This is a genomic window from Acidobacteriota bacterium (assembly GCA_016196035.1).
Classification (GTDB): domain Bacteria; phylum Acidobacteriota; class Blastocatellia; order RBC074; family RBC074; genus JACPYM01.
The window spans coordinates 53,216-75,470 of the sequence record JACPYM010000029.1 but is presented as its reverse complement, the minus strand read 5'-3'; the positions used below and the strand labels follow the sequence as shown (position 1 = coordinate 75,470).

The 22,255-nt window shown below is 56.9% G+C and carries 20 protein-coding genes; 10 read left to right on the top strand and 10 right to left on the bottom strand.

Going from position 1 to position 22,255, the window contains the following annotated elements; genetic code table 11:
• Positions 1 to 91: 91 nt before the first annotated feature.
• Positions 92 to 1,330: a Gfo/Idh/MocA family oxidoreductase gene (locus HY011_09560; protein ID MBI3423174.1), complete on the bottom strand. Its 1,239-nt coding sequence runs from the start codon at positions 1,328 to 1,330 to the stop codon at positions 92 to 94.
• Positions 1,331 to 1,549: 219 nt separating this feature from the next.
• Here HY011_09560 and HY011_09555 point away from each other — a divergent pair, with 219 nt between their 5' ends.
• Genes HY011_09555 through HY011_09540 form a run of 4 tightly spaced genes read left to right on the top strand, consistent with a single transcriptional unit; the run spans position 1,550 to position 6,017 of the window.
• Positions 1,550 to 1,834 carry a type II toxin-antitoxin system ParD family antitoxin gene (locus tag HY011_09555; GenBank protein MBI3423173.1) on the top strand — a complete coding sequence of 95 codons (285 nt, stop codon included), beginning with the start codon at positions 1,550 to 1,552 and terminating at the stop codon, positions 1,832 to 1,834.
• The gene (locus tag HY011_09550; GenBank protein MBI3423172.1) at positions 1,831 to 2,160 is read left to right on the top strand and encodes a type II toxin-antitoxin system RelE/ParE family toxin; all 330 of its coding nucleotides are present in this window, start codon (positions 1,831 to 1,833) and stop codon (positions 2,158 to 2,160) included. The genes HY011_09555 and HY011_09550 overlap by 4 nt, the downstream gene beginning before the upstream one ends.
• Positions 2,161 to 2,201: 41 nt before the next feature.
• Positions 2,202 to 5,282 (top strand): N-6 DNA methylase, encoded by a 3,081-nt coding sequence (locus HY011_09545; protein ID MBI3423171.1) that lies wholly within the window; start codon positions 2,202 to 2,204, stop codon positions 5,280 to 5,282.
• A 60-nt stretch (positions 5,283 to 5,342) separates the two neighbouring features.
• Positions 5,343 to 6,017 carry a hypothetical protein gene (locus HY011_09540; protein MBI3423170.1) on the top strand — a complete coding sequence of 225 codons (675 nt, stop codon included), beginning with the start codon at positions 5,343 to 5,345 and terminating at the stop codon, positions 6,015 to 6,017.
• Positions 6,018 to 6,096: 79 nt separating this feature from the next.
• On the opposite strand, the gene gyrB is transcribed toward HY011_09540, so the two are convergent.
• Positions 6,097 to 8,595, bottom strand: coding sequence for a DNA topoisomerase (ATP-hydrolyzing) subunit B (gene gyrB, locus HY011_09535; protein MBI3423169.1), 2,499 nt, complete (start codon positions 8,593 to 8,595; stop codon positions 6,097 to 6,099).
• Positions 8,596 to 8,697: 102 nt separating this feature from the next.
• Positions 8,698 to 10,032 (bottom strand): DNA replication and repair protein RecF, encoded by a 1,335-nt coding sequence (gene recF, locus HY011_09530; GenBank protein ID MBI3423168.1) that lies wholly within the window; start codon positions 10,030 to 10,032, stop codon positions 8,698 to 8,700.
• 159 nt (positions 10,033 to 10,191) lie between these two features.
• On the opposite strand from recF, the gene HY011_09525 reads away from it, so the two are divergent.
• Positions 10,192 to 10,725, top strand: a complete 534-nt coding sequence (locus HY011_09525; GenBank protein MBI3423167.1) for a hypothetical protein — start codon at positions 10,192 to 10,194, stop codon at positions 10,723 to 10,725.
• Between the two features lie 97 nt (positions 10,726 to 10,822).
• On the opposite strand, the gene HY011_09520 is transcribed toward HY011_09525, so the two are convergent.
• Both HY011_09520 and HY011_09515 read right to left on the bottom strand, forming a co-directional pair.
• Positions 10,823 to 11,464 carry a hypothetical protein gene (locus tag HY011_09520; protein MBI3423166.1) on the bottom strand — a complete coding sequence of 214 codons (642 nt, stop codon included), beginning with the start codon at positions 11,462 to 11,464 and terminating at the stop codon, positions 10,823 to 10,825.
• Complete coding sequence (locus tag HY011_09515; protein ID MBI3423165.1) at positions 11,465 to 11,890, bottom strand: YtxH domain-containing protein; 426 nt, start codon at positions 11,888 to 11,890, stop codon at positions 11,465 to 11,467.
• Positions 11,891 to 12,167: 277 nt separating this feature from the next.
• On the opposite strand from HY011_09515, the gene tatA reads away from it, so the two are divergent.
• The 5 genes from tatA to HY011_09490 all read left to right on the top strand — a co-directional run bounded on the left by tatA (position 12,168) and on the right by HY011_09490 (position 17,562).
• Positions 12,168 to 12,338, top strand: coding sequence for a twin-arginine translocase TatA/TatE family subunit (tatA, locus tag HY011_09510; GenBank protein MBI3423164.1), 171 nt, complete (start codon positions 12,168 to 12,170; stop codon positions 12,336 to 12,338).
• A gap of 144 nt (positions 12,339 to 12,482) precedes the next feature.
• A complete protein-coding gene (locus tag HY011_09505; protein ID MBI3423163.1) occupies positions 12,483 to 13,781 on the top strand; it encodes a putative DNA binding domain-containing protein in 1,299 nt (432 codons plus the stop codon).
• A complete protein-coding gene (locus HY011_09500) occupies positions 13,768 to 14,067 on the top strand; it encodes a helix-hairpin-helix domain-containing protein (GenBank protein ID MBI3423162.1) in 300 nt (99 codons plus the stop codon). Before HY011_09505 ends, HY011_09500 begins: the two co-directional genes overlap by 14 nt.
• A 150-nt stretch (positions 14,068 to 14,217) precedes the next feature.
• The gene (locus tag HY011_09495; GenBank protein MBI3423161.1) at positions 14,218 to 14,424 is read left to right on the top strand and encodes a hypothetical protein; all 207 of its coding nucleotides are present in this window, start codon (positions 14,218 to 14,220) and stop codon (positions 14,422 to 14,424) included.
• An 81-nt stretch (positions 14,425 to 14,505) separates the two neighbouring features.
• The gene (locus HY011_09490; GenBank protein ID MBI3423160.1) at positions 14,506 to 17,562 is read left to right on the top strand and encodes an SMC family ATPase; all 3,057 of its coding nucleotides are present in this window, start codon (positions 14,506 to 14,508) and stop codon (positions 17,560 to 17,562) included.
• A gap of 108 nt (positions 17,563 to 17,670) precedes the next feature.
• Here the strand turns inward: HY011_09490 and HY011_09485 are convergent, their stop codons facing one another.
• The 5 genes from HY011_09485 to HY011_09465 all read right to left on the bottom strand — a co-directional run bounded on the left by HY011_09485 (position 17,671) and on the right by HY011_09465 (position 22,112).
• A complete protein-coding gene (locus HY011_09485) occupies positions 17,671 to 19,053 on the bottom strand; it encodes a sigma-54-dependent Fis family transcriptional regulator (protein MBI3423159.1) in 1,383 nt (460 codons plus the stop codon).
• Between the two features lie 195 nt (positions 19,054 to 19,248).
• Positions 19,249 to 19,629 carry a DUF5615 family PIN-like protein gene (locus tag HY011_09480; protein ID MBI3423158.1) on the bottom strand — a complete coding sequence of 127 codons (381 nt, stop codon included), beginning with the start codon at positions 19,627 to 19,629 and terminating at the stop codon, positions 19,249 to 19,251.
• The gene (locus HY011_09475; protein ID MBI3423157.1) at positions 19,629 to 19,886 is read right to left on the bottom strand and encodes a DUF433 domain-containing protein; all 258 of its coding nucleotides are present in this window, start codon (positions 19,884 to 19,886) and stop codon (positions 19,629 to 19,631) included. The genes HY011_09480 and HY011_09475 overlap by 1 nt, the downstream gene beginning before the upstream one ends.
• A 23-nt stretch (positions 19,887 to 19,909) precedes the next feature.
• Complete coding sequence (locus tag HY011_09470) at positions 19,910 to 21,379, bottom strand: HAMP domain-containing protein (protein MBI3423156.1); 1,470 nt, start codon at positions 21,377 to 21,379, stop codon at positions 19,910 to 19,912.
• A gap of 25 nt (positions 21,380 to 21,404) precedes the next feature.
• On the bottom strand, positions 21,405 to 22,112 hold the full coding sequence (locus HY011_09465; GenBank protein ID MBI3423155.1) for a tetratricopeptide repeat protein: 708 nt from the start codon (positions 22,110 to 22,112) through the stop codon (positions 21,405 to 21,407).
• Positions 22,113 to 22,255: the final 143 nt, after the last annotated feature.

The window sequence follows — 22,255 nt, the reverse complement described above, 5'->3', positions numbered from 1 at the left end:
CCGCGCGCGTGAGCAAGCGGCGCGTCAAGTCAGGCGAACTGGCGCAACGGTGCAGTCTCCGCTTGCTCACGCGCGCGGTACCGTACCGGCCTTATGCTTCGACCGAACGCTCCCTGACCGGGTCCCAGCGCATATATTTCCGCTTCCGATACGAATCAATTGCCATGCGCACGGCCACGATGCCGTAATAGCCCGTCATCACATCGGTCTTGATCGCCGCGCCATTGCGAATCGCGTCTTGCAGGTTGCGATGGTGCAGCAAGGTGTCTTCGCCGCCCGTCTTTTGGTGCGTGATGACTTCCTTGCCACCTTCTCTGTTCAGGCGGCCTTCGGGGCGAATCACGAAGCCGCTGCGCGTGAATTCGAGCGTCGCCTCGTGGCCGCGAATGACGTGCGGAATTGGCTCGGCATTCGCCATCGAAGACAGCACCACCACCGACAGGCCTTGCGGATAATCCAGCATCATGTTGAACGTATCGGGAATCTCCGCCGGACTCTGACGAAACTCCCACTTGCCGCCCACGGCGCAAACCTTATCCGGGAATTTCAAATCGAGCGCGCGAATCATGCGCGTGATGCGGTGTACGAACAGGTCGGTCGCGATGCCGCCGGAATAATCCCAATAGCGCCGCCAGTGCAGAAAGCGGTCGAGATCAAACGGACGTTTCGGCGCTTGGCCCAGAAAAGCGTTCCAGTCCAGATTGACGCCGGGTTTGACGTCCTGGTCTGGATTATCGTCCACCCAGAAATCGCGCTTGTGGTTGCGCGAATAATCAATCTGCGCCTGGATGGGTGTGCCGATCTTGCCCTCTTTGATCATCTTTTGCGCCACTTCGTATGAGTCATCGGACATGCCTTGCACACCGACCTGCATTTTGACGCCGGTCTGTTTGATTTTGGCGACGACTTTCTTAGCCTCTTCGATAGACCACGTCATCGGCTTTTCGCAATAGATGTGCTTGCCCGCATCGGCGGCATCCAGCGTCATGCGCGCGTGCCAGTGTTCGGGCGTGACGATGGTGACGTAATCAATATCTTTCTGCTCGAGCAACTGGCGGTATTCTTTGAACGGTTTCGCGCCGGTCTTTTCGACGACCTGATCCAGCCGTTTTTGGTAAACATCGCAAACGGCAACGATGTCTACGTTGTCGCTGTCTTTCATCTTCAGTAAGGGCGGAATGTGCGAGCCCTGCGACTGACCGCCACAGCCGATAACGCCGACGCGCAACCGGCCATTCGCGCCCGGCACGCGGCGGGCGCTAGCGGCAGTCGCAATGACAGATGCCGTGGACGTAGTGACAAATGTGCGACGAGTAATGTTCTTGCTCATAGTCTTCCTGTTAGAGGTGGATTTGAATGCGAATGCGGGCGCAGTTTACGAGGCAGGCCGCGAAATGGCAATCGCCGCTGTGTCGCGCAGCACTAAAGACAAGTGCCGCTGCTCAGTTGGAACAGCGGCACAATGCTTGTCGCCTTGACATGACTTCGGCATAATCAAATTGCGTTTGTGCTTACAGAGACTACTGAGAATTACTGAGGGAGAATTAAGATGAAGACTGAAACGCAAGACACACTTACCAGCTTAAAGATTCCCGTGCTGACCTCGCAGAAAAGCTACCTCGAACAGCGGGCAGCGCTGGAAGGCTTGGCCGAGCCAGGCGATTATCTGCGCCAACTGATTCGTGCCGACCAACAACGCCAAGCCCAAGCGGAGTTGGAACAATTGCTCGTCAATGCCATCGAAAACGATACCTGGATTGAGGGCACGCCGGAGTATTGGGCGCAAAAGAAAGCCGAACTCGTCGCGCAATACCAACCACAGACCAAGCAATGAAGCTGAAACGGCGCTACTTTCTTTCAGCAGACGCGGGCAGCGATTTCGCCGAACAGTTTGCCTACTTCTGCGAGGCTGCTGACTGGGAAGTCGCTGACCGCTTCTTTACCGCGACGCTGGCGGCCTTTGACCGTATCTGTGAAATGCCGGAGATCGGCAACCGCCGCCGCTTCAACAATGCAATGCTCGTCAACGTGCGCATGTGGCCTATCAAAGGCTTCGATAAGTACCGTATCTTCTACCGCCCACTCGGCAATCGCATCGAGATTCTGCGCATCCTGCACGCGGCCAGAGACGTGGACGCGATTTTTGGAGACGAAGACTAATCCTATCAATGACGCACCTCTGCAATCTGTAACAATCTCGAATGGCAAAAGAATCAGCTCGCAAACACGAAGTCGCCTTTTGCGCCGAGGTGGCGAAATGGGCGGAAAAGCTTTTTGACGAAGACCCGCGTCTGTCTTTGGGGTCATCCGACATCGAGAGCTTTGGTCGCGGCAGCCAGAAGCGCCAAGACCTGCGCTTTTACGCGCGACAATCGGGCGGGCAAGGCAAGCTGGCCTTGTGTGGCGAAGTCAAACTGCCCGGCACACCGCAAGGCCGCTCACCCTTCGATCTGGCGCTGATGCAGGACGCTTTCAACAAAGCCACCGCCGAAAACTGCCGCTACTTTTTCACCTGGAACGTCGAGCATCTGGCGCTCTTTGATCGTTCGTTGTGGGACGCCGAATCCATGCACGAGCGGTGCATTGGGCAATGGCGGCTCGGCCTCGAACTGAACAAGCCGACCGATGTGGCGCGCGAATTGGTCAGCCAGAAATTGCGTGATGAGTTTCTGCCCAAATTCTTCGCGGACTTCAGCGAAATTTATCAGGGCGTCAAACCCAATCTCGGCCAACCGCCTGCCGAGTTTTACATCGCCGTACTCGAAACGCATCTCTCAGGCCCGCTGGGGCCAGTGCGTGAGTTGCGCGATTACTTGGAAGTCGAAGCCAGCCGCAACAAAGAGTTCGACGCGCTGTTAATCAAATGGATGATCGAACAGCAATGGAACTTCGACCGCAGCGACCCGGAATCGTGGCGCGACATGATTGACCGCACCGCGCGCAGCATGTGTTACGTGCTCAGCAATCGCATCCTGTTTTATCAAGCCGTGCGGGCGCGCAACCGGCTGCCCGAATTGAAACTGCCGCGTAATGCCGATACGCCGCAACTGGCGCTTGATTACTTGCGGGCGCGCTTTGAGGAAGCCGTTGACCGCACGGGCGATTACGAACCGGTGTTCTTTCCAGAAAGCAAAGAGGAATCGGCGCTGATGGCGTTGTCGTGTGCGGGTTCGCTCGAAGCCTGGGGCAAGTTCATCGTCGCGATAGACAAGTTCAACTTCAAGGAAGTCCCGACCGATATTTTGGGCGGCGTCTTTCAAAAGCTCATTAGCCCCGAAGAACGCCATAAGTTCGGCCAGCATTACACCGACGAAGATTTGGTGGATGTTATCAACGCCTTTTGCATTCGCCGCGCCGACGCTGCCGTACTCGATCCGGCCTGCGGATCGGGCAGCTTTCTGGTCCGCGCTTATTACCGCAAACATCAACTCGACAAACGGCTGACCAATCAGGAATTGCTCAGCGGCTTGTATGGATGCGACATTAATCCTTTTCCGGCGCATCTGGCGACGCTCAATCTGGCGGCGCGCAACATCTCGAACGAAGAGAATTACCCGCGCATCGCCCGGCGCAACTTCTTCACTGTCGAGCCAAACAAGATGTTTTGTGAATTGCCGCGCCACGCCCTCGGCGGCAAGCTGGAACGTTATGACGTTGTGCTGCCCGCACTCGATGCCGTAGTCGGTAATCCGCCTTACGTGCGGCACGAAGAAATTCCCAAAGCCGCTAAAGGCGTCATCCGCGATCAAACCAAAGAGCATTTGTATGAACTGGTCACACGCGCCTGGCCGGGCATCGGCTTGTCGAAACAATCAGACTTGCACGTTTATTTCTGGCCTGCGGCAGCGCGTTTTTTGAAAGCGGACGGTTGGTTCGGCTTTCTCGTTTCATCGAGTTGGCTTGATGCGCGCTACGGGTTTGCATTGCAGGAATGGATTCTGCGCTACTTCAAGCTGGTCGCTTTGATCGAGAGCGTAGACGAGCCGTGGTTCGAAGACGCGCGCGTCAAAACCGTCGCCGTCATCCTGCAACGTTGCGATGACGAAGCCGCACGCAACGCCAACCTGACACGCTTCGTGCGGCTCAAACGTCCGCTCAAAGAAATTCTCGGCGCGCGCGGCAGCCGCGAAGAAGGCGCGGAACCTTTGCGGCAAGCTGCGGCAGAACGGCTGCGCGATTTGATGCTCAAAGCCAGGAGCGACCAAAGCACTGACGACTGGCGCATCATGCAGCGCGCGCAAAGCGAACTCTGGCAAGAAGGGCTTTCAGTCGCGCAAATGTTCGCCCGGCAAAAGGTGCTCGTCGCCGCACAGCAGACAACAGCGGGGGCAGAAGACGAAGAGGACTTTGAAGAAACCGATGACGTCCCCGCACGCGAAACCGGTCAGGTGGCGCTGCCTACGAACCAAAGCGAATACGGCGGCGGCAAGTGGGGGCGCTATTTGCGCGCGCCGGATTTTTACTTCGACGTGATGCGGCGCTTTGGCGCGCGCTTCACGCGACTGGGCGATGTCGCCACGATCAAACGCGGCATCACGAGCGGCTGTGATGCTTTCTTTATGCCGCGCAACGTCTCGGCAGAGTTGTTGGCGAAATATCAGACCGAAGCGGAATGGAAGATCTTGCCACTGATGCATCGTTGTAGTCGCGCCGCTGTCGCCAGCGGCGAATTGGTCATTGTCAGATGTGGCGACAATACGTTGCATCCCATCGAAGCCCACTTCGTTAAACCAGAAGTTCACAGCCTGATGCAGGTTGATCGTCCGGTTGTTACCCCCGAACAACTCAATCGCGTCGTACTGTGGGTCAATCAGGAATTGAAGGAGATCAAAGGAACCCTCGCATACAAGTTCATTATCTGGGGCAGCAAGGAAACCTTTGCTTCCAAGAAATCCAAAAGCGTGCCTGTGCCGCAGCGCGCGACATGCGCTGGCCGTCCGCGTTGGTACGACTTAACCGGAATTGAGACTGGTATTGGTTTCTGGCCGAAGTCGCAACAGTATCGGCACATCATTCCAGCAAATACTTACAGCCTGAATTGCAACTGCAATCTCTACGATTTGCATTCATTGCTTGGTTCGTCGCTGGCAACGCGCGCCTTGATGCCACTGCTCAATTCAACATTGATCGCTTTGATCAAATGTTTCTTTGGGCGTTACGCAGGTACAGAAGGCAATCTCAAGACCGAAGTCGTGGATACCGTGCTGATCGAAATCCCCGACCCACGCCACATCACTGAAGCCCTACTGCAACGGCTCGAAACCGCATTCGCCGCCCTGTAGCAACGCGAAGTTACGCATCTGGTCGAAGAAGCCTTTCTGCAATGCCACACTGCCGAAGAGGTGCGCGAAGCCGCCAAGCTGCCGCTGGGCTTGCCGCGCGAATTGCAGCAAGCCGACCGCCGCGCGTTAGACGATGCTGTCTTTGAATTGCTGGGCGTCACCGACGCGCAGGAGCGCGCCGCCTTGATTGACCGGCTTTACCGTGAAGTCGCGCTGCACTTCCGCGCCATTCGCATTGTCGAAGTGCAAAAGATGGAGCAACGCCGCCAGAGCAACCGCACGGCAGTCTCCGCCAATCAACTGGCGCAAGACGCCTGGACAGAACTCGAAGCCCACTGGCAACAGCCGCTGCACGAATGGCTGGTGGCGCAAAGCCGCTCCGCCAAAGCGCGCGAATTACCAGAAGGCGACGCTCAACTGCCAGACGCTGCCAACTTCTTTGAAGCCACGACGCTTTACTTCGGCAAGAAAGGCAAAGCGCATCTGGTATGCGACACCCGCGCCGAAGCCGAATTGCTTTTTGCCATCGCTCAGGTGGGTTTACGTGGTGAGATAGTCGTCCCCGCGTCGGAAAAAGATTGCCAGCGGTTGTTGACTGAATTGAAAGCCAGATTGGAGAAGGGGCAAACCCGCTTGGAGGAATTGGCTGAAGTGCGCGCAGGTACGCAAAAGCTGCGGAAGCAAGTGTTGGATGTATTGCGCCGTTGGTTTATTCAGGGAAAGCCAAGCAGTTAAAACGCTGGGTTGGGTTCACTAAATGCCACGCGTCGCAGCCGATTGGCTTGGTTTGCCATCGGCTGCGTCGTATCACGACCTAGACGTCGAGGTTCTTCACGTCCAGTGCATTGTCTTCGATAAAGCGGCGGCGCGGTTCGACCTGATCGCCCATCAGGACGGTGAAGATTTGATCGGTCTCGACCGCGTCATCAATCCGCACCTGCAAGAGCGTGCGCTTTTCCGGGTCCATCGTCGTTTCCCAAAGCTGTTCAGGGTTCATTTCGCCCAGCCCTTTGTACCGTTGAATGTGCAGGTCTTTCTTGGCCGCCGCGAGCACATGATTGAGCAAGTCGTCGCGCGACTCGACTTCGGTTTCAGTCGCGCCCTCTTTGATGATGAAGGGCGGTTGATGTAGTTGCGCGAGTTGTTTGTACAACTCAACTGAGCGCTGGAATTCGACCAGCGTCGCCAAATCCCAGTTGATCTGGGCGGTCGTGGTGGAGTTCTCGTATCTGATCTCGATACTCGACAGCCCGTGCTCTTCATCCGAAGTCAATTCAGTATCAAACCCGGCGGCGGCAATCGCGGCCTCGACCCGGCCCAGCAGTTCTTCCGAGGCGAAGACATCGTGCAGTTTGCGCCGCTCTTGCATCAGGCCATCCTTGCCGCTCATCGTCTCAAGCAGTGCCTCCACGATGCGGCGGTCATGCAACCGGCGAGATAGTTTGTGATAGTAACCACTGAACTCGACCATCTTCTCGAGCAGTGTCGTCAGGTCGCGGCCTTCGATGGTCTCGCCGGTTTGTTTGATCGTGACGCGCACGTCTTCGGTCGCCTTGCGCATCAGGTAGCGGTTCATCTCGCGGTCGTCTTTGATATAACGCTCGGTCTTGCCCTTTTTGATTTTGTAGAGCGGCGGCTGCGCGATGTAAATGTAACCACGCGTCTCGGTCTGCTTCTCGCCGTTCTCGTCCACCGTCTCAACCTTGTGTTCCAGCAACTGCGGCATCTGGCGGTAGAAGAAGGTCAACAGCAGCGTGCGGATGTGCGAACCGTCCACGTCGGCGTCCGTCATCAGAATGATCTTGTGGTAACGCAGGTTATTCACGTTGAAATCATCCTTGCCGATGCCGGTGCCGAGCGCGGTGATGAGTGCTTTGATTTCACCGTGGCCCAGCATCTTGTCGAAACGCGCCCGTTCGACATTCAGGATTTTGCCTTTGAGCGGCAGGATCGCTTGCGTCTTGCGGTCACGTCCCTGTTTGGCCGAACCGCCTGCCGAATCACCCTCGACAATATAAATCTCGCACTGCGCCGGGTCCTTCTCCGCGCAATCGGCCAATTTGCCGGGCAAGCCGCTGCCGCTGAGCGCGCCCTTGCGCACAATCTCGCGGGCCTTGCGAGCGGCTTCGCGTCCACGGGCGGCTTCGACCGCTTTGCCGACGATGGCTTTGGCGACCGCCGGATGCTCTTCAAAATACTGGCTCAGCTTTTCGTAGATGAACGAATCCACCGGGCCTTTGACATCCGAATTGAGCTTGCCTTTGGTCTGCCCCTCAAACTGTGGTTGCGGGATTTTGACGGAGATGACCGCGACCAGGCCTTCGCGCACGTCATCGCCGGTCAGGCTGCCCTTGAAGTCTTTCAGGATGTTCGCGGTCGTGGCGTAGCGGCTGATCGCTTTTGACAAGGCCGAGCGGAAGCCGGACAGATGCGTGCCGCCGTCCACCGTGTTGATGTTGTTGGCAAACGCGAAGACCTTTTCGTCGTAGGCGTCGTTGTATTGAATCGCCACTTCGACGGTCAGGTCGTCGCCGTTTTCGCCGCTGGGCGTGCGCTCGAAATAGAGCGGCTTGGCGTGCAGCACGCTCTTGTTCTTGTTCAGGTGCGCGACGAATTCGGCGATGCCACCTTCGTAAAGGAACTCGTGCTTCTTCTCTTCCTCGGTGCGTTCGTCGGTGATCGTGATGCGGATGCCTTTGTTCAAAAAGGCCTTTTCGCGCAGCCGCTCCGACAACCGGTCGAAACTGTACTCGGTCGTGGTGAAAATTTCGGGGTCGGGTTTGAAGGATATCTTGGTGCCGGTCTTGGTGGTCTTGCCGGTTTTGACCAAATCTTCTGATTTGATACCTTGCCTGAACTCCATCTCGTACACCGCGCCTTGCCGGCGAATTTCCATCCGCAGCCATTCGGACAGGAAATTCACGCAAGACGCGCCGACGCCGTGCAATCCGCCGGAGACCTTGTAGGCATTGCTGTCGAATTTGCCGCCCGCGTGCAAGACGGTCATGACGACTTCGGCGGCAGGTTTCTTTTCGGTCTGGTGCATGTCCACGGGGATGCCGCGTCCGTTGTCTTCGACGGTGATCGAGTTGTCGAGATGGATGGTCACGTTGATCGTGTCGCAATAACCGGCCAGCGCCTCATCCACCGAATTGTCCACGATCTCGTAAACCAGGTGATGCAAACCGAGATCGCCGTTTGAGCCGATGTACATCGCCGGGCGTTTGCGCACGGCCTCGCGGCCTTCGAGCACCGTAATCGAATCGGCACCGTAGCCGTCCTCGCCGTGTTGTTGCTTCTCTTGCTCAGTCATTTCTGCTTTTTTCTCTTTTGCTTTCATATCTTTCAATTGTCGAAGGGTTAGGACAAGTTTTAAGTAAGCCGGACGTCATACGTCCGGCCATGCCGAGGGCGATTAGAACGGTGCGCGATGTCTGTCTTCAGCATCATTATCATTTGGTGGCGCAACGTTCACCGCCGTTTCCTCTTGTCGCAACCAATCCAGCGTCTCAGTATCTGGCGAATCCGTTTTTGAGAGGGCAGGCGTGCCGACCAACTGGGCATCTGGCGCTTGCGTGGAAGGCGCTTGTAGGAGCGGCGCAGGGTCTGCAAGCGCCGGTTCCCTTTCGGTCTGGCCCAAATCCCGATTTAATTCTTTATCTTCAATCACTTGCCCGGCGACTACCCAATGCGTCTGGGCGCGGGCGCGGTAACGTTCGGCAATCGAATGCTTCGAGGTCGAGACCAGCGTTTGGGCTTTGCCATCCAGGTAATCCAGCAAAATCCCGATCCGTTCCCGATCCAATTCCGCGTCTATGTCATCCACTAGAAAAAGCGGATATTCTTCAAACACTGTATGGTACACGCTCATCTGCGCTAGATCAAGAATGAGCAGGGCGCTACGTTGTTGCCCCGAACTGCCATATTTTGCAATCTCATAGCCGTCAAACAGTACCTCCAAATCATCGCGGTGCGGCCCCACCAGCGCATAGCCAATCACGATCTCATTTTTCAGGCGCAATTGCAGCCGTTCGCGGAACAAAGCGGCATACGCACCCAGGTCGCCCTTGCCTTCCAGCGATGAGCGATAGCGGATCGTGATCTGTTCATGCTGAAATAATTCCGGTTTTAACTGCGCCTGCAATTTCTCAACGTAACCCAGCCGCAGCCCGTGAATCTCGGTACCCAATTCGACCAACTGATCATTCCACGGTTGCAGCATGTCGAAATAGCGTGTCGGGTCATCAGCCTGTGCTGCTTCGCGTAACAGCGCATTTTTCTGTTTCAGCACACGGCCATATTCGCTAAGCGTGCCCAGATATGATGGCAGCGTCCCCACCAACCCGCGATCCAGAAAGCGCCGCCGCGCTTCGGGCGCGCCGCGCACGATCTCCACTTCATCGGCGGTGAAAGCAATCGCATCCAGATTGCCCAAATAGCGCGTCACCGGCTCGCGCTTGCAGTTGATGAAGGATTGTTTGACTGAGTCGGTAATGAGCAGTTGCAGGTCTTTGGTGAGATTGCCGCGCGCGACCGTGCCACGCAAGATGGCCTCGGTCAGGCCGTGTTGAATAGCCTCTTTGGGATACTTCGTGCGAAACGATTTGGTCGTGGCCAACAGGTAGACGGCTTCGAGCCAGGAGCTTTTGCCTTGGGCGTTCTGGCCGTAAATCACATTGAGACCGGGGGCGAATTCGATGGCGCCGGTGAGGTTGCGAAAGTGGAAGGATTCGAGGCGTTGCAAAAACATTCGTGATGGTGCGGCAGCTTGACAGGGCAAAGGCGCGTCGCTAAAAGCTGTTCAAGCATGCATTATCACAACGCGCAATGATGAGTGGAGAGTCTGTTTCGACTGCGCCTAATCAGGCCAGCGATCAACCACCCCAACTTAATGGAGAATTGTAGCCTTATGCTGAAAACAATGATAGCAACCCTAAGCTGTTTCTCGCTGTTTTGTCTCGCCGCTTGCAGCGATAGCACACCCAAACCCGCCGAAAACAATCCCGCAACGCCCAGCTCCCCGGCAGCGCCCACGCCCAAGCCCGACATCAGTTATGGCACGGGATTCTCGCCGATGGAAGGCACGCCGGAAAGCGGGACGTGGCGCTGGATGGCGGAAAGCGGCAGCATCGAATTGAAAAATCAGCGCACCGCGATGCGGCTCAAAATTGCCGGCAAAGTCCCAACCGATGTGATCAGCGGCCCCGTCAAGCTCACGATCAAATTCAACGGCGAAACGCTCGATCAATTCACGGCCACCAAAGAGAAGCCGCAACTGGAAAAAGAGTTCGACATTCCTGCCGCCAAACAAACCAACGGCGCGTATTCGCAACTGACGCTGGAAAGCGACAAATTCTTTGTGCCCAAACTTGTGGACAAACAATCCACCGACGAACGTAAACTCAGCTTTTCGCTGACGAAGGTGGAATGGGCGGCAAAATAGGATTGCGTGGAATTGATCTTCCGGCCAAGGGTTTGAGTTTAGCGACTGACTTCCAGTTACAAAAACCAAAGGCCGCCCAATGCCGCAATGCGGCGCGCTAAATGAACATTTCTTCGTCCTGATACACGCGGTCAACCGGCAAGCGGCGGCCTGCCATTAACACTTCCAACGCGCGCTGCACGCCGGCCATTACATAAGAAAACTCGCGCACCGGTTCGAGCACGCTGTGCTGCACCAGTTCGGTCGCGCGTTCAAATTGATCCGTCGCCGTGGAGATGGTGGTTTGCACTTTGTCCACTTGCAAGCGGGCGCGTTCGACTTCGCGTTTGGCCAAGGCGGTGGAATCACCCAGCAGATGGCGCACTTCGGCAGCTTCGTCTTTGGCCATCTCGGTGATTGCAGTAATGTGTTGCACGCCCTGGGTCAAATAGCCGGTAGCCTGTTTCAATTCGCCCATCATTCCCTGCGCCATCTTCAGGAGCGGCTCGGTGTTGTTCATCAAATACTCGGCCCGCGTTTGCAACTTGGAAGCCTGTTCGACAACCGCCACGACGCGGCGCGCCAGGAAATACAAGCCGACAAAAACACCCACTTGCACAAGCAACAAAACCGCAACACCGATGGCGGTGACGATGGTCAGCGTGTTATCCACTGCGAATACCTCAGTGGTCAATGGCCGGTGGTCAGTGGTCAGCTTTAGTAATTGACCATTGACCACGACCACCGACCGCTTTTTCAACTAAGCGTTATCCTCAAAAGCCGCCTTCGATTGATCAGACTGCTTCGCTTCCAAGTAGCCTTGTTTGCCGGCTTCCAAGGCGGCCTGAATTTGCGATTTCTGGCGATTGACCAGTTCTTTGCCGCGTTCGGTCAATTCATTGACCGTGTCCCGGCTACGCGCATTCAAATCGGTGACGGCTTCGCGACTGCGGGCGGCGATGTCGCTCGCGCGTTCAACGCCCGTTTGATATAGCTCGGTGGCGCGCTCGTTCAATTCGCGGGTGGTATCACGCGCCTGATCCAAGCTGCGTTTGGTCGCGTCGGCCAAATCGGCGCGTAACTCGCTCCCCGGTTTGGGCGCAAACAACAACGCTGTCACGGCGCCGATCCCCGCGCCAATCAAAAAATAGACCAGCTTGTCACTGCCATTGTTTTCGTCTGCCATCGTATTTCCTCCTAAATGACCTCGAAAAATGATCTTGATAAAGGTGCTCGCTAAACTTCCCGGCCACACGACCGAAAACCGGCTCAGAAACCGGGGCACCAGCGCAGATAGGCTTGTAAATCAAGCATCATTAGAACACTTGGACTATAGCATCCCCGCTAGTGCACAGCAAGATTTTGCGAATTGACGCTCTTGCGGAGCCGCGAAAGATAAAGCTAGAATGCCTGCGCTTTCGACTGGCAAGCTTGTCACGTATGTTTTATTCAAGGAGACGCTTATGTTTGGCTTAGGTCCAACGGAAATGATTGTCCTGCTGGTGATCGTTCTGATCCTCTTCGGCGGCAGCCGCCTGCCCGGCTTGATGAAAGGCATGGGTGAAGGCATCCGCAACTTCAAGCAGGGCATGCACGAAGATCCTGACGAAAAGAAACCTGAATTGCCCAAGTAGTTTTTCCAGTCACGCAACTGGTAACGCGAATTTACTGAGCGGAGACCCATCGTTCGTCACAATCCATTGGCGATGCGTACTCCGCTCAAACTGTTTTAACGCCTCGTTTCCCGCAACGCCGCCCGCGTTGTTTTACCATCCGCCATGGGCCGCAAACGCTTCAATAATGCTCATCGCCACGCCCCTGGTTCTGAACGCTCTTATCACGCCTATCAATTCGATGTGCCTCTGCAAGCGACCTCGCGCCTGGAGTTAGTGCGCCTGATTCGTGGCGGCGAAGACACCTACCTCGAATTAAAAGTCCGCTTCAGCAACGCCGAAAAGATCACGGCAGAGATCATTGCGCTGGCTAATACCGAAGGCGGAGCAATCATCTTCGGTGTCAATGACCAACTGCGCATCGAGGGCGTTGACGATGTCGAAGACGTCGAAGAAAAACTGCGTGAGATTTGCGCCACCCAAATCCGACCGCCCGTCTTTCCGTACATCAATAAAGTCGCCTTTGACAGCGGTCGGCGCGTCGTCGTGCTGGAAGTAGACGCCCACAATCGCCCGCATCGCACGCTCGACGACAAATTCTATCTGCGCGAAGGCGCCATCAAACGCGAAACAACCCGCGAAGAACTTGCCCGCGTTTATGGCGAAACTCATCCGTCACGTTTTGAATATGCGCTGGTCTTTCAGGCCGAACTTGAAAAAGACATTGATGAATCGCTGTTTTGGAGCTATGTGCGCGGCGTCAATCCCGGTTACTGGGGTGAGTCCACCAAAGGCTTTCCGACCGATGCGGTGTTGCGTGAGATGGGCTTGGTAATCAAATTCGGCGAGGTGTTATTGCCGACTGTGGGCGGGTTGTTGCTCTTTGGCCAGAACGAACGCGTTGCCAAATTGCTGCCGCAAGCCAGCCTGCAACTCATGCGCGTCAGCGGCCACGCTGCCAATGCGCCCCTCGTCGAACGCGTGCAATTGCAAGGCAATCTATTGCGGCTTTACGACGGCGCGCTGCATTTCCTGAAACGCTATGTTGATCTGTGGGACACCAAACCTTCGCGCAAAGCGCTGGAATCCCATGATGGCTTTCTCACCGGCCGCGCCAATTATCATCGCGCGTCTATTCACGAAGCGCTCGCCAACATGCTGATCCATCGTGCCTGGCAGTTACACGACCGCCAAGCGCGCATCACGATTTATGACGACAGTCTGGAATTCAGCAACCCGGCCAATCCGCTTGAACTGCCGTTAATCGCGCTGCGCTACGGTATTGCGCAAGCGCCCAACGCCCGTCTCAAAGCCGTCTTCACCAACCAGCATTATGGCACGGCACTCGCGCCCGGCGGCTTGCCGCTGCTCTTTGCGCAAAGCACAGACTTTGCGCGCCGCACGCCTGAAGGGCCGACGATCAACAACAACGAATTCCGGTTGAAAATCTATGGCCTACGCTGATTGTCTTCCCGCTCTCAAATCTCCAATTTCAAATCTCAGCTGGATTGTGCTTTTGCTACTGCTCTCTTCTTTCGCACAAGCGCAAACGCCCAACACGCCGCTCGATCTCAACACAGCTACCGCCGCCCAACTTGAAACATTGCCCGGCATTGGCCCCGGTCTGGCAGCCCGTATTCTGGAATACCGCCGCAAACACGGCCTGTTCAAACGCCCGCAAGACCTGATCATCGTGCGCGGCATGAGTGCGAAACGCTTTCGCCTGCTCACGGCTTTGGTGCGCGTCTGACCCGCCCACCGTCATTCATTGGCCTGTTGGCATGGCCGCAAAACTGCGTCGGGACTGGTAACTGGACACCCCGCCGCAGCGTATGGCAGAATCCGGTTTCCTTCGACACCTGTCACATCAATCAAATCAATTCAGGAGTTACTAGAATTCATGAGCGAACACACGACGGAAACGGTGCCAGCAGCAGAGGCGCATCAGGACGAAATCTCATATCACGCAGTCGAAAAGAGCGGCAAGATCACGGCGATTTGGGAAATGCGCGGACGCAAGCACGTGCGCACCATTGACCCGCGCAGCGCCGAAGGCCGCCATTTACTCGGCCATACGGATCAGCACGCTGAAGCCGCTCACTCATAAGTAGGCCGTAGCCGGTAGCCCGTAGTCGGCCAGCCCACGCCCAGACTACCGACTGCCGACTACCGCTACCGCTTACCCGCCTTGCAAATCACACGCGTCGAACTCAAAAACATCAAGAATCACGCCGAAGCCGATTTCTCCTTTCAGCCCGGAGTCATCGCGATTTGCGGCCCCAACGGCGCGGGCAAAACCACGATCCTGGAGGCCATCGCCTGGGCGCTCTTCGATCATCTCGATTACAACAAAGACGATTTCGTCAAACGCGGCGCGAAAAAAGGCCAAGTCGTCGTCAGCTTCATTTCTGACAAAGATGGGCGCGAATACACCGTCACGCGCGACACGGGCGGCGGCTATCACGTTTACGATCCCGACACCAAAACGCGGCTCATCGAACAAAAAAATCAAGTCGTCAAATGGTTGCGCGAACACCTCGGCGTGGATGAAGCCACCGATCTTTCGGCGCTTTTCAAAACGACCATCGGCGTTCCGCAAGGCACCTTCACTTACGATTTCACACTCACCGCCGCCAAACGCAAAATCATCTTCGATCAAATCCTCAAAGTCGAAGAATACAAACAGGCCTCCGACCAGTTGCGCGACACGCTCAAACACATCGAAGGCCGCATCAACGAGGCCGACCGCAAAATGGCCGCTGCCGAAGGCGAGTTGAAGGCTTACGACGAAACCAAACGGCAACACGACCAGACCGCCGCGCAGTTGCAGCAACACGAAACGGATTACGCCGCCGCACAAACCGCACGCGATGTCGCCGCGCAAACGGTCGCGCAACTCGACGCGCTAAAACAGCAGCTCGAAACGCGCCGCGCCGCGCTCGAAAGTTTGCGCATCAAGCTGGACGTGCGGCGCGGTTCGCTCGCTACTGCGCGCGAAGCGCTGGAACAAGCGCGCGCCGCCGCCCAAATCGTCACCGCCGCGCAAGCCGGACACGATAACTACCAAGCAGCAACTGCCAAGCTCAGCGAATTGGAACGCCACCGGCTCAGCCGTGATGAGTTGCGCAACAAGCTGGCCGCCACCGAACGCGAACAGTTTGAAGTGCAGGCCCAAGCCGAACGCCAGCGCGAACGCTTGCAAGAAATTGCTGACGCGCGGGTTGAATTGGCTGCGCTGGCGGACAAGGTGGCCGAACAAACGCAATTTGAAACCACGCTGGCGGGCCTACGCGAAAGCCGTGGTGAATTGCAGGGTCTGGAACACGCGCGCCGCGCACTCGACAAAGATTTAGAGCAGATGCGGCTGCGCTATTCGCTGCTCTCGCGCGAGATCGAAAAAGCCGAAGGCTTGCGCGCACAGGCTGAGCAAGTCGCCACGCTCGACGAAAAACGCGCGCAACTCGATGCTGAATTGGCGCGGCTGGAACTGACACTCAAGAGCAGCCAAATGCAACGCAGTTATTTGGACAAAGCCCGGCAGGAACAAACGCGCCTGCAAAGCGAGTTAGAACAGAATGGCCGCGAATTGGCGCACCTGGAACCGCTGTTGGCCCAAGCGGCGCGCTTGACCGAAAGCGAAACGCAGCAGCAAACAGAGACCGAACAACTGGCGCAATTACGCGCCGAAGTCAGCCGCGATGAAGAGATGATCGCCAGCCTTGCCAGCGGCGGTATCTGCCCGCTGCTGACCGAAAAGTGCTTGAACCTCAAACCCGGCGAATCCATCGAAGCGCGCTTTCGCACCGGCCTGACTGAGCGGCGCGAGCAAATCAAACCGCTGCAAAGCAGTTTGAAAACACTGGCCGCCGCAGTGAAACAGGCGCGCGCCGCCGCTGCCGAAACAGCGCAATTGCCGCGCTTGCGCGAAGCCGCCGAACGCTTCACCCGCGAACTGGCCGCGCAACAGGAACAGGTCGCCAAGCTGGAAAGCGAATTGGCGCAAGCCGGAACCATCAGCGAGGCCGAGTTGCAACAACGCAAAGCTGAGCGCGCCGCGCTTGAACAAGTGTTGCGCGCCGCGCGCGAAGCCGAGCGCGTTTTCAATCAAGCCGAAGGGATGCGCGGCGAGTTGGCCGAACTGAGCGCCTACGGCAAGACGCGCAAAGTCGAAGCCGACACCTTGCAACAACGGCTGACCGCGCTCGGCAACATCGAGGCGCAACTCGCCGCCGCCGAAAGCAGTTTGCAAGCGCTGAGCGATCCGCGCGGGCGGGCGGGCGCATTGCAACGCGTGATCGAACGCGAGGCCGAATGGCAACAAGGTATCGCGCTGGCTGAACAGAAAGTGGCGGAGATTCGTGCCGGACAGCAGCACCTCAACGAAGAGTTGCAACAGTTCGCCGCGCTGGATGTGCAACTGGCCGAAGTGAACGTCGCCCGCGCCAGCAACGAACGCGATTACCACGCTTATTTGTCGAACTTGAAAATTGCCGAAACGCTGCCGACGCACGAAACAGAAGTCGCGGCCATTGCGGCAGAGATCGTTACGGCTGAAACGACGCTGGCCGCCACACAAACAGAATTGACGCAGTTGGAAGCGCAGTATCAGGCCGACGCGCATCGCACCGCGCTCCGCCAATTCGAGCACTGGCGCGAACGCGCTACACATCTGGCCGCGCAACTGGAACACGTGCGCGCCAGCTTCAGCCAATTGCAACAACGGCTGGCCCAACTCGAAGAAGTGCGCGAGCGCATGCGTGCCCAACTGGCCGAAAAGGAGCGGGCGCAGCGCTTGCGCGAAACGACCGATTTCATCCGCGACATTCTGCAAAAGGCCGCGCCCTTCATCACCGAATCGTACCTGTTTTCAATCTCGCTCGAAGCCAATCAACTTTTCCGCGAAATCACCGGGCGGCACGACGCCACGCTGCGCTGGGCCAAAGATTACGAAATCACGCTGGAAGAAGAAGGCCGCGAACGCCCCTTCGCCAACCTGTCCGGCGGCGAACAGATGGCGGCGGCGCTGGCCGTGCGCTTGGCGTTGTTGAAAGAATTGTCCGACCTGAACATAGCGTTCTTCGACGAGCCGACCACGAATATGGATGAGGAGCGGCGCCGCAACCTGGCGCAGCAAATCGGCCGCATCAAAGATTTTCAGCAGCTTTTCGTCATCAGCCATGACGATACGTTTGAGGGGTATACCGATCAGGTGATTTCATTGGGTGAGCGTGCCGAGGGAGTGTGAGCGGGCAGTACCGCGCGCGTCAGCAAGCGGAACCATCAACTTGTGCCCACTGGGTTTGTTGTGTGAGTCACCGCTTGCTGACCGCGCGCGGTACTGTCCCAAGCAGGTTTACTGGCCGTCCTCTTCACTCTCTTCCCCGCCACCCTTCACCCGATTGGGCCGCTTGATCTCGAATTTATCCAGCCGATATTGCATCGTCCGAAACGACAAGCCCAGCAGCTTGGCCGCGCGCGTGATGTTCCAGCCGGTCTGTTCCATTGCCTGAATCAACAGCGAACGTTCCAACTCTTCAAACGAAATACCTTCGGCGGGCAGTTTGAAACCGCCCGTGGTTTCGGCTTGCACGGTGGCGCGGATTTCGACGGGCAGGTCTTCGACGGTGATTTCATCGCCTTCGGCCAATAACAAGGCGCGTTCGATGGCCGATTCGAGTTGGCGCACGTTGCCGGGCCAGGCGTAATCGAGGATCAGGCGGCGCGCGTCATCCGACAGTTTCATGGGACGCGCGGCGTTGGCGGAATGCTTGCGCAGGAAGTGAGCGGTCAGCACTTTGGTGTCGTCGCGGCGCTGGCGCAGGGGCGGCACGGTGATCGGGATGACGTTGAGGCGGTAATAGAGGTCTTCACGGAAGCGGCCGTCTTTGACCATCGCTTCGAGGTCGCGGTTGGTGGCGGCGAGGACGCGCACGTCCACTTTGATCGCGCGTGAGCCGCCGACGTGGGTGACTTCTTTTTCCTGCAAGACGCGCAGCAGTTTGGCCTGCATGCTGACGTTGATCTCGCCGATTTCATCCAGAAAGAGCGTGCCTTTGTCGGCGATCTCAAAGAGGCCTTTTTTCTCGACGTGCGCGCCGGTGAACGAGCCTTTTTCGTGGCCGAACAATTCCGATTCGAGCAGGTTTTCGTTGATGGCGGCGCAGTTGACGGCCTGGAAGCGTTCACCCGCGCGCGGGCTGGCTTTGTGTATGGCGCGGGCGATGCGCTCTTTGCCAGTGCCCGATTCGCCGCGAATCAAGACAGTCGAAGGCGAGGGCGCAACTTTGACAATCATCTTTTTGACGCGCTCCATCACTTCCGAAACGCCGATGATCTCTTCGTCCACGGCACGCATTTGAGCGACGGCTTTGGCGACGACTTCGAGCAATTTGGCGCGGTCGAGCGGTTTGGAAAGATAGTCGAACGCGCCTCCACGCAAAGCTTCTTTGACCGTTTCGATGGAGCCGTGCGCGGTCATCAGAATGACGGGGAGCGAGCTGTCGAGTTGGGAAATCTCATTGAGCAATTCGATGCCGTCCATGCCGGACATCTTCAGGTCGGTCAGCACCAGATCGAAGTTTTCGTGTTTGAAGGTGCGCAACGCTTCCTGGCCGGAAGCGGCGGTTTTGATGTCGTAAAGCGGCTGGCCCTCGGCGTCGCGCTCGCCTGAGAGGATCAGTTGCAGGATGTCGCGTTGGTTCTTTTCGTCGTCCACGACCAGGATTCGTTTCGCCATTGCGTTCGCCCTTATAAATTCGAGATTTGAAAGTGGAGATTACGGTACATCGGAGGATGTCAAATGCAGGGTACAAGATAGGCGAAGTGCCGCGGTTTCTGCAATTGCTGGGTGCACGATATGGAATAGGATGGCTTGAACACGCTGGGACGCGGGTTTTCGTTGCTTCAAGCTTGCCATTCACAGTTTACCATTTCAGGGCGGCGCGAATTGCCCGCGTTTTCGGCGCCTATCGCTTTCCTGCAAAGTTTTGGCGATGTAGAGGTATTCGACTTCGCCTGGCGTAATCCTGGCTGTAGTGTCTTGCGCGTCATTCACGAGTGGCAGTACGCCGGCCAGCGAGTTCTGGAAAACGCGCAACACAATGACGCTCAAGGAGTGCCCTTCGGCTTTGCGCTGCTGATAAAGGTTCACATCAGTCGTCACCAATACTGTGAACCCGTGCTCACTGGCAGCTTGTAGCAACGCGCCGTTCTTTTTCCCTTGCCAACCCAATTGGTTAACGTGCCGCGTTTCATAACGGTCAAATGCGGGCAGGACACCTTCCGGCACATTTTCATCAAGCAAGATTTTCATTAGTCATCAACGCGCTCACCCAGCTTGCCGTCTTCCGCCAGCTCTTTCAGATATTCAATGGCGCTTTCCACTTGCGTTTGTGACACGGAGGGAAAATCCCGCAAAAAAGTGGCGACATCCAAGTGATCGAGCAAAGCCGCCACAGGCACACGACTCAGGCCGATGACCGCTTGGCCGCTCAGGCGTTCCGGGTTGATCGAAATGGGTGGCGCGGGTTGGTAGTTAGGTTGAATCGTTGTTTTGGTTGCCAAACTCATAACGTGCTCCTTTCGCGCGCAGTTTAACACGCGGCTTCGCGTGGGAGTGTAACGTTGAACGTCGTCCCTGTGCCAAGTTCGCTGGTGACAGTGATCTGACCGCCGTGCTCTTCGATAATCTTTTTGGTCAGCGGCAAGCCCAGGCCGATACCCGTCTCTTTGGTCGAATAGTACGGCTCGAAAATCTGTTTCAGGTTTTCCGCTGCGATGCCGGGGCCGTTGTCAGCGAATTCGATCTGCAAATGCGAATTGTCGGGATGCAGCGTGACGTTGAGCGCGCCGCCACCGGGCATGGCTTGGACGGCGTTGATCATCAGGTTGGAAAAGCAGGTCTTGATCTGTTCGTAGTCCGCCTGGAATTTGGTGTCAACGTTATTGGGGCCGTTGTCGCTGGCGATGCGTACTTGCACGCCCTGTTGTTCGGCAGTGGCTCTGACCAGCGCGCCGACTTCTTCGATCAGTACTTGGGCGTCGAGTTCGCGCGGTTTCAAACGCGCCGGGCGGCCATAGCTGAGGAAGTCGCTGACCAGGCGGTTCAGGCGTTGAATCTCCTCTTTGATCGTGGTGGTGATGTGCAGAAATTCGGCGCGGCGGCGCTCATCCGTGGGCGCGCAGGCGGCTTGCAGGTGATCAATCGAGAGATTCATGAAATTGAGCGGATTGCGAATCTCGTGCGCGATGCCGGAGGCCAAACGGCCCACGACGGCGGAGCGTTCGGCGCGTTGTAATTGCTCTTCGAGGTCGCGGTTGCGGCGCAAGCCGGTGAGCATTTCGTTGAAGGTGGACGAGAGCGTGCTGATTTCTTGCGGGCCAGAGACGGTCACATCGAAATCCAATTTGCCCGCAGTGACACGTTGGGCCGCGCGCGCCAGTTCGGTGACCGGGCGGGTGAAGCGCTGGCTGAACAACGCCAGAGCAACAATCAGCAACAGCCCCAGCACCGTCAAAGCAATGCTGCGGTCGCGGTCAGCGGCATCCTTGACGCGCTTCAGCCGTTTGAGCGAGATGACGATCAGGATGTCGCGGATTTTGCCTTTGTCGGTTTCGATGGAGAATTTGACCGAACGGCTTTCATTCGCGCTGAGCGAGTCGGCATCGAGTTTGACATCGCCGGGCGCGAACGTCGGAATGCCGGTATATTCTGATTTGGTGCCGATGTCTTTTTTATCCGTGCTGTCGCTAATCTCTTTGGTGCTCGCGTCCAAAATCAAAATGTGCTTGATGACGCTTTCGGAATCTATCGGCAAGCTGTTTGGCTGACGGGTGTTGACCAGTTCGTAAAGATACTTGCCCTCGGCCAGCGAACGATAGCTGAGATCCATCGCCAGAATGATGGATTGAAAATACTCGTCCACTTGCCGCGTCGTGCGCCGTTCCAATTGTTGATTGATGAAAAAGATGACCAGCGCCGTCAACAACAGCATGGCCGTAATGAACGCGACCAATTGCGCGCGAAAGCTGGAAAGCAGCCTGGACAACGTGCCTGTTAGCATAAGCCTCAGCGAACGGACGATAGCGTTAAAGCTTGGTGAGCAACGCGCGCGCTTTGCCCTGTATGTTGCGTTCGGCCTGATTGCGCGCGCTGGCTTGCGTCAATTCATTGAGCTGGCGGCGCGCGTCTTCTTTGCGCCCATTTTCCTGATAGGCCTGGGCCAGCGCGTATTTCATTTCCAAATTGCGTGGCGCGATTTTCAGGCCGGCTTCCAAACGTGTGATGGCACGCTCCACATTCCCGCCCAACAACCGCGGCAACTGGCGGTCGAGTTCGCCCAGCGCCAGATAGGCACGCGCGTCTTCGTACCCGGCATTCAACCGCAACACCGTTTCCATCTCGGCGCGAATCTTTTTGACGGTCGCCAGCGCGCTGAACGCGCCTTTGACCTCGCTGTAACCGCCATAACTGGCGCCCAGCCAGAAATGCCCTTCGACGGCGTTGGGCGATTGGGCGATAGCGCGTTGGGCATAGGCGATGCCACTCTCGAAATGTTTAAGCTTGTCGGCCTTGGCCTCATCGCCCACGTAATACCGCGCCCGGGCGGCACGCCAAAGCCATTGGTAATTGTTGCCGTCGCTGGCCAGGGCCTTTTCGATCACGGCCAACGCCTGTTGATCGCGGCCCGTATCATCGCCATAAGTAAACAGACGGTCGGCTTCCTGAAAGGTTTGCGCCAACGCGGCGCAAGCGAGTAAAGCGACGAGAACGAGCGCACGAAACACATGTGGCATAGCGGGCACAAGCTAACAATTGGCTGCGGGTTTCGCAAGATTGGCTGCGGCCGCCCGAGCAGTCCAACGCAAAAGAAGGCTGAATCGCTCACGTCGGTTGACGCCTAACGATTCGGCCTTCCGGCTTCGGCACTGCACGGATG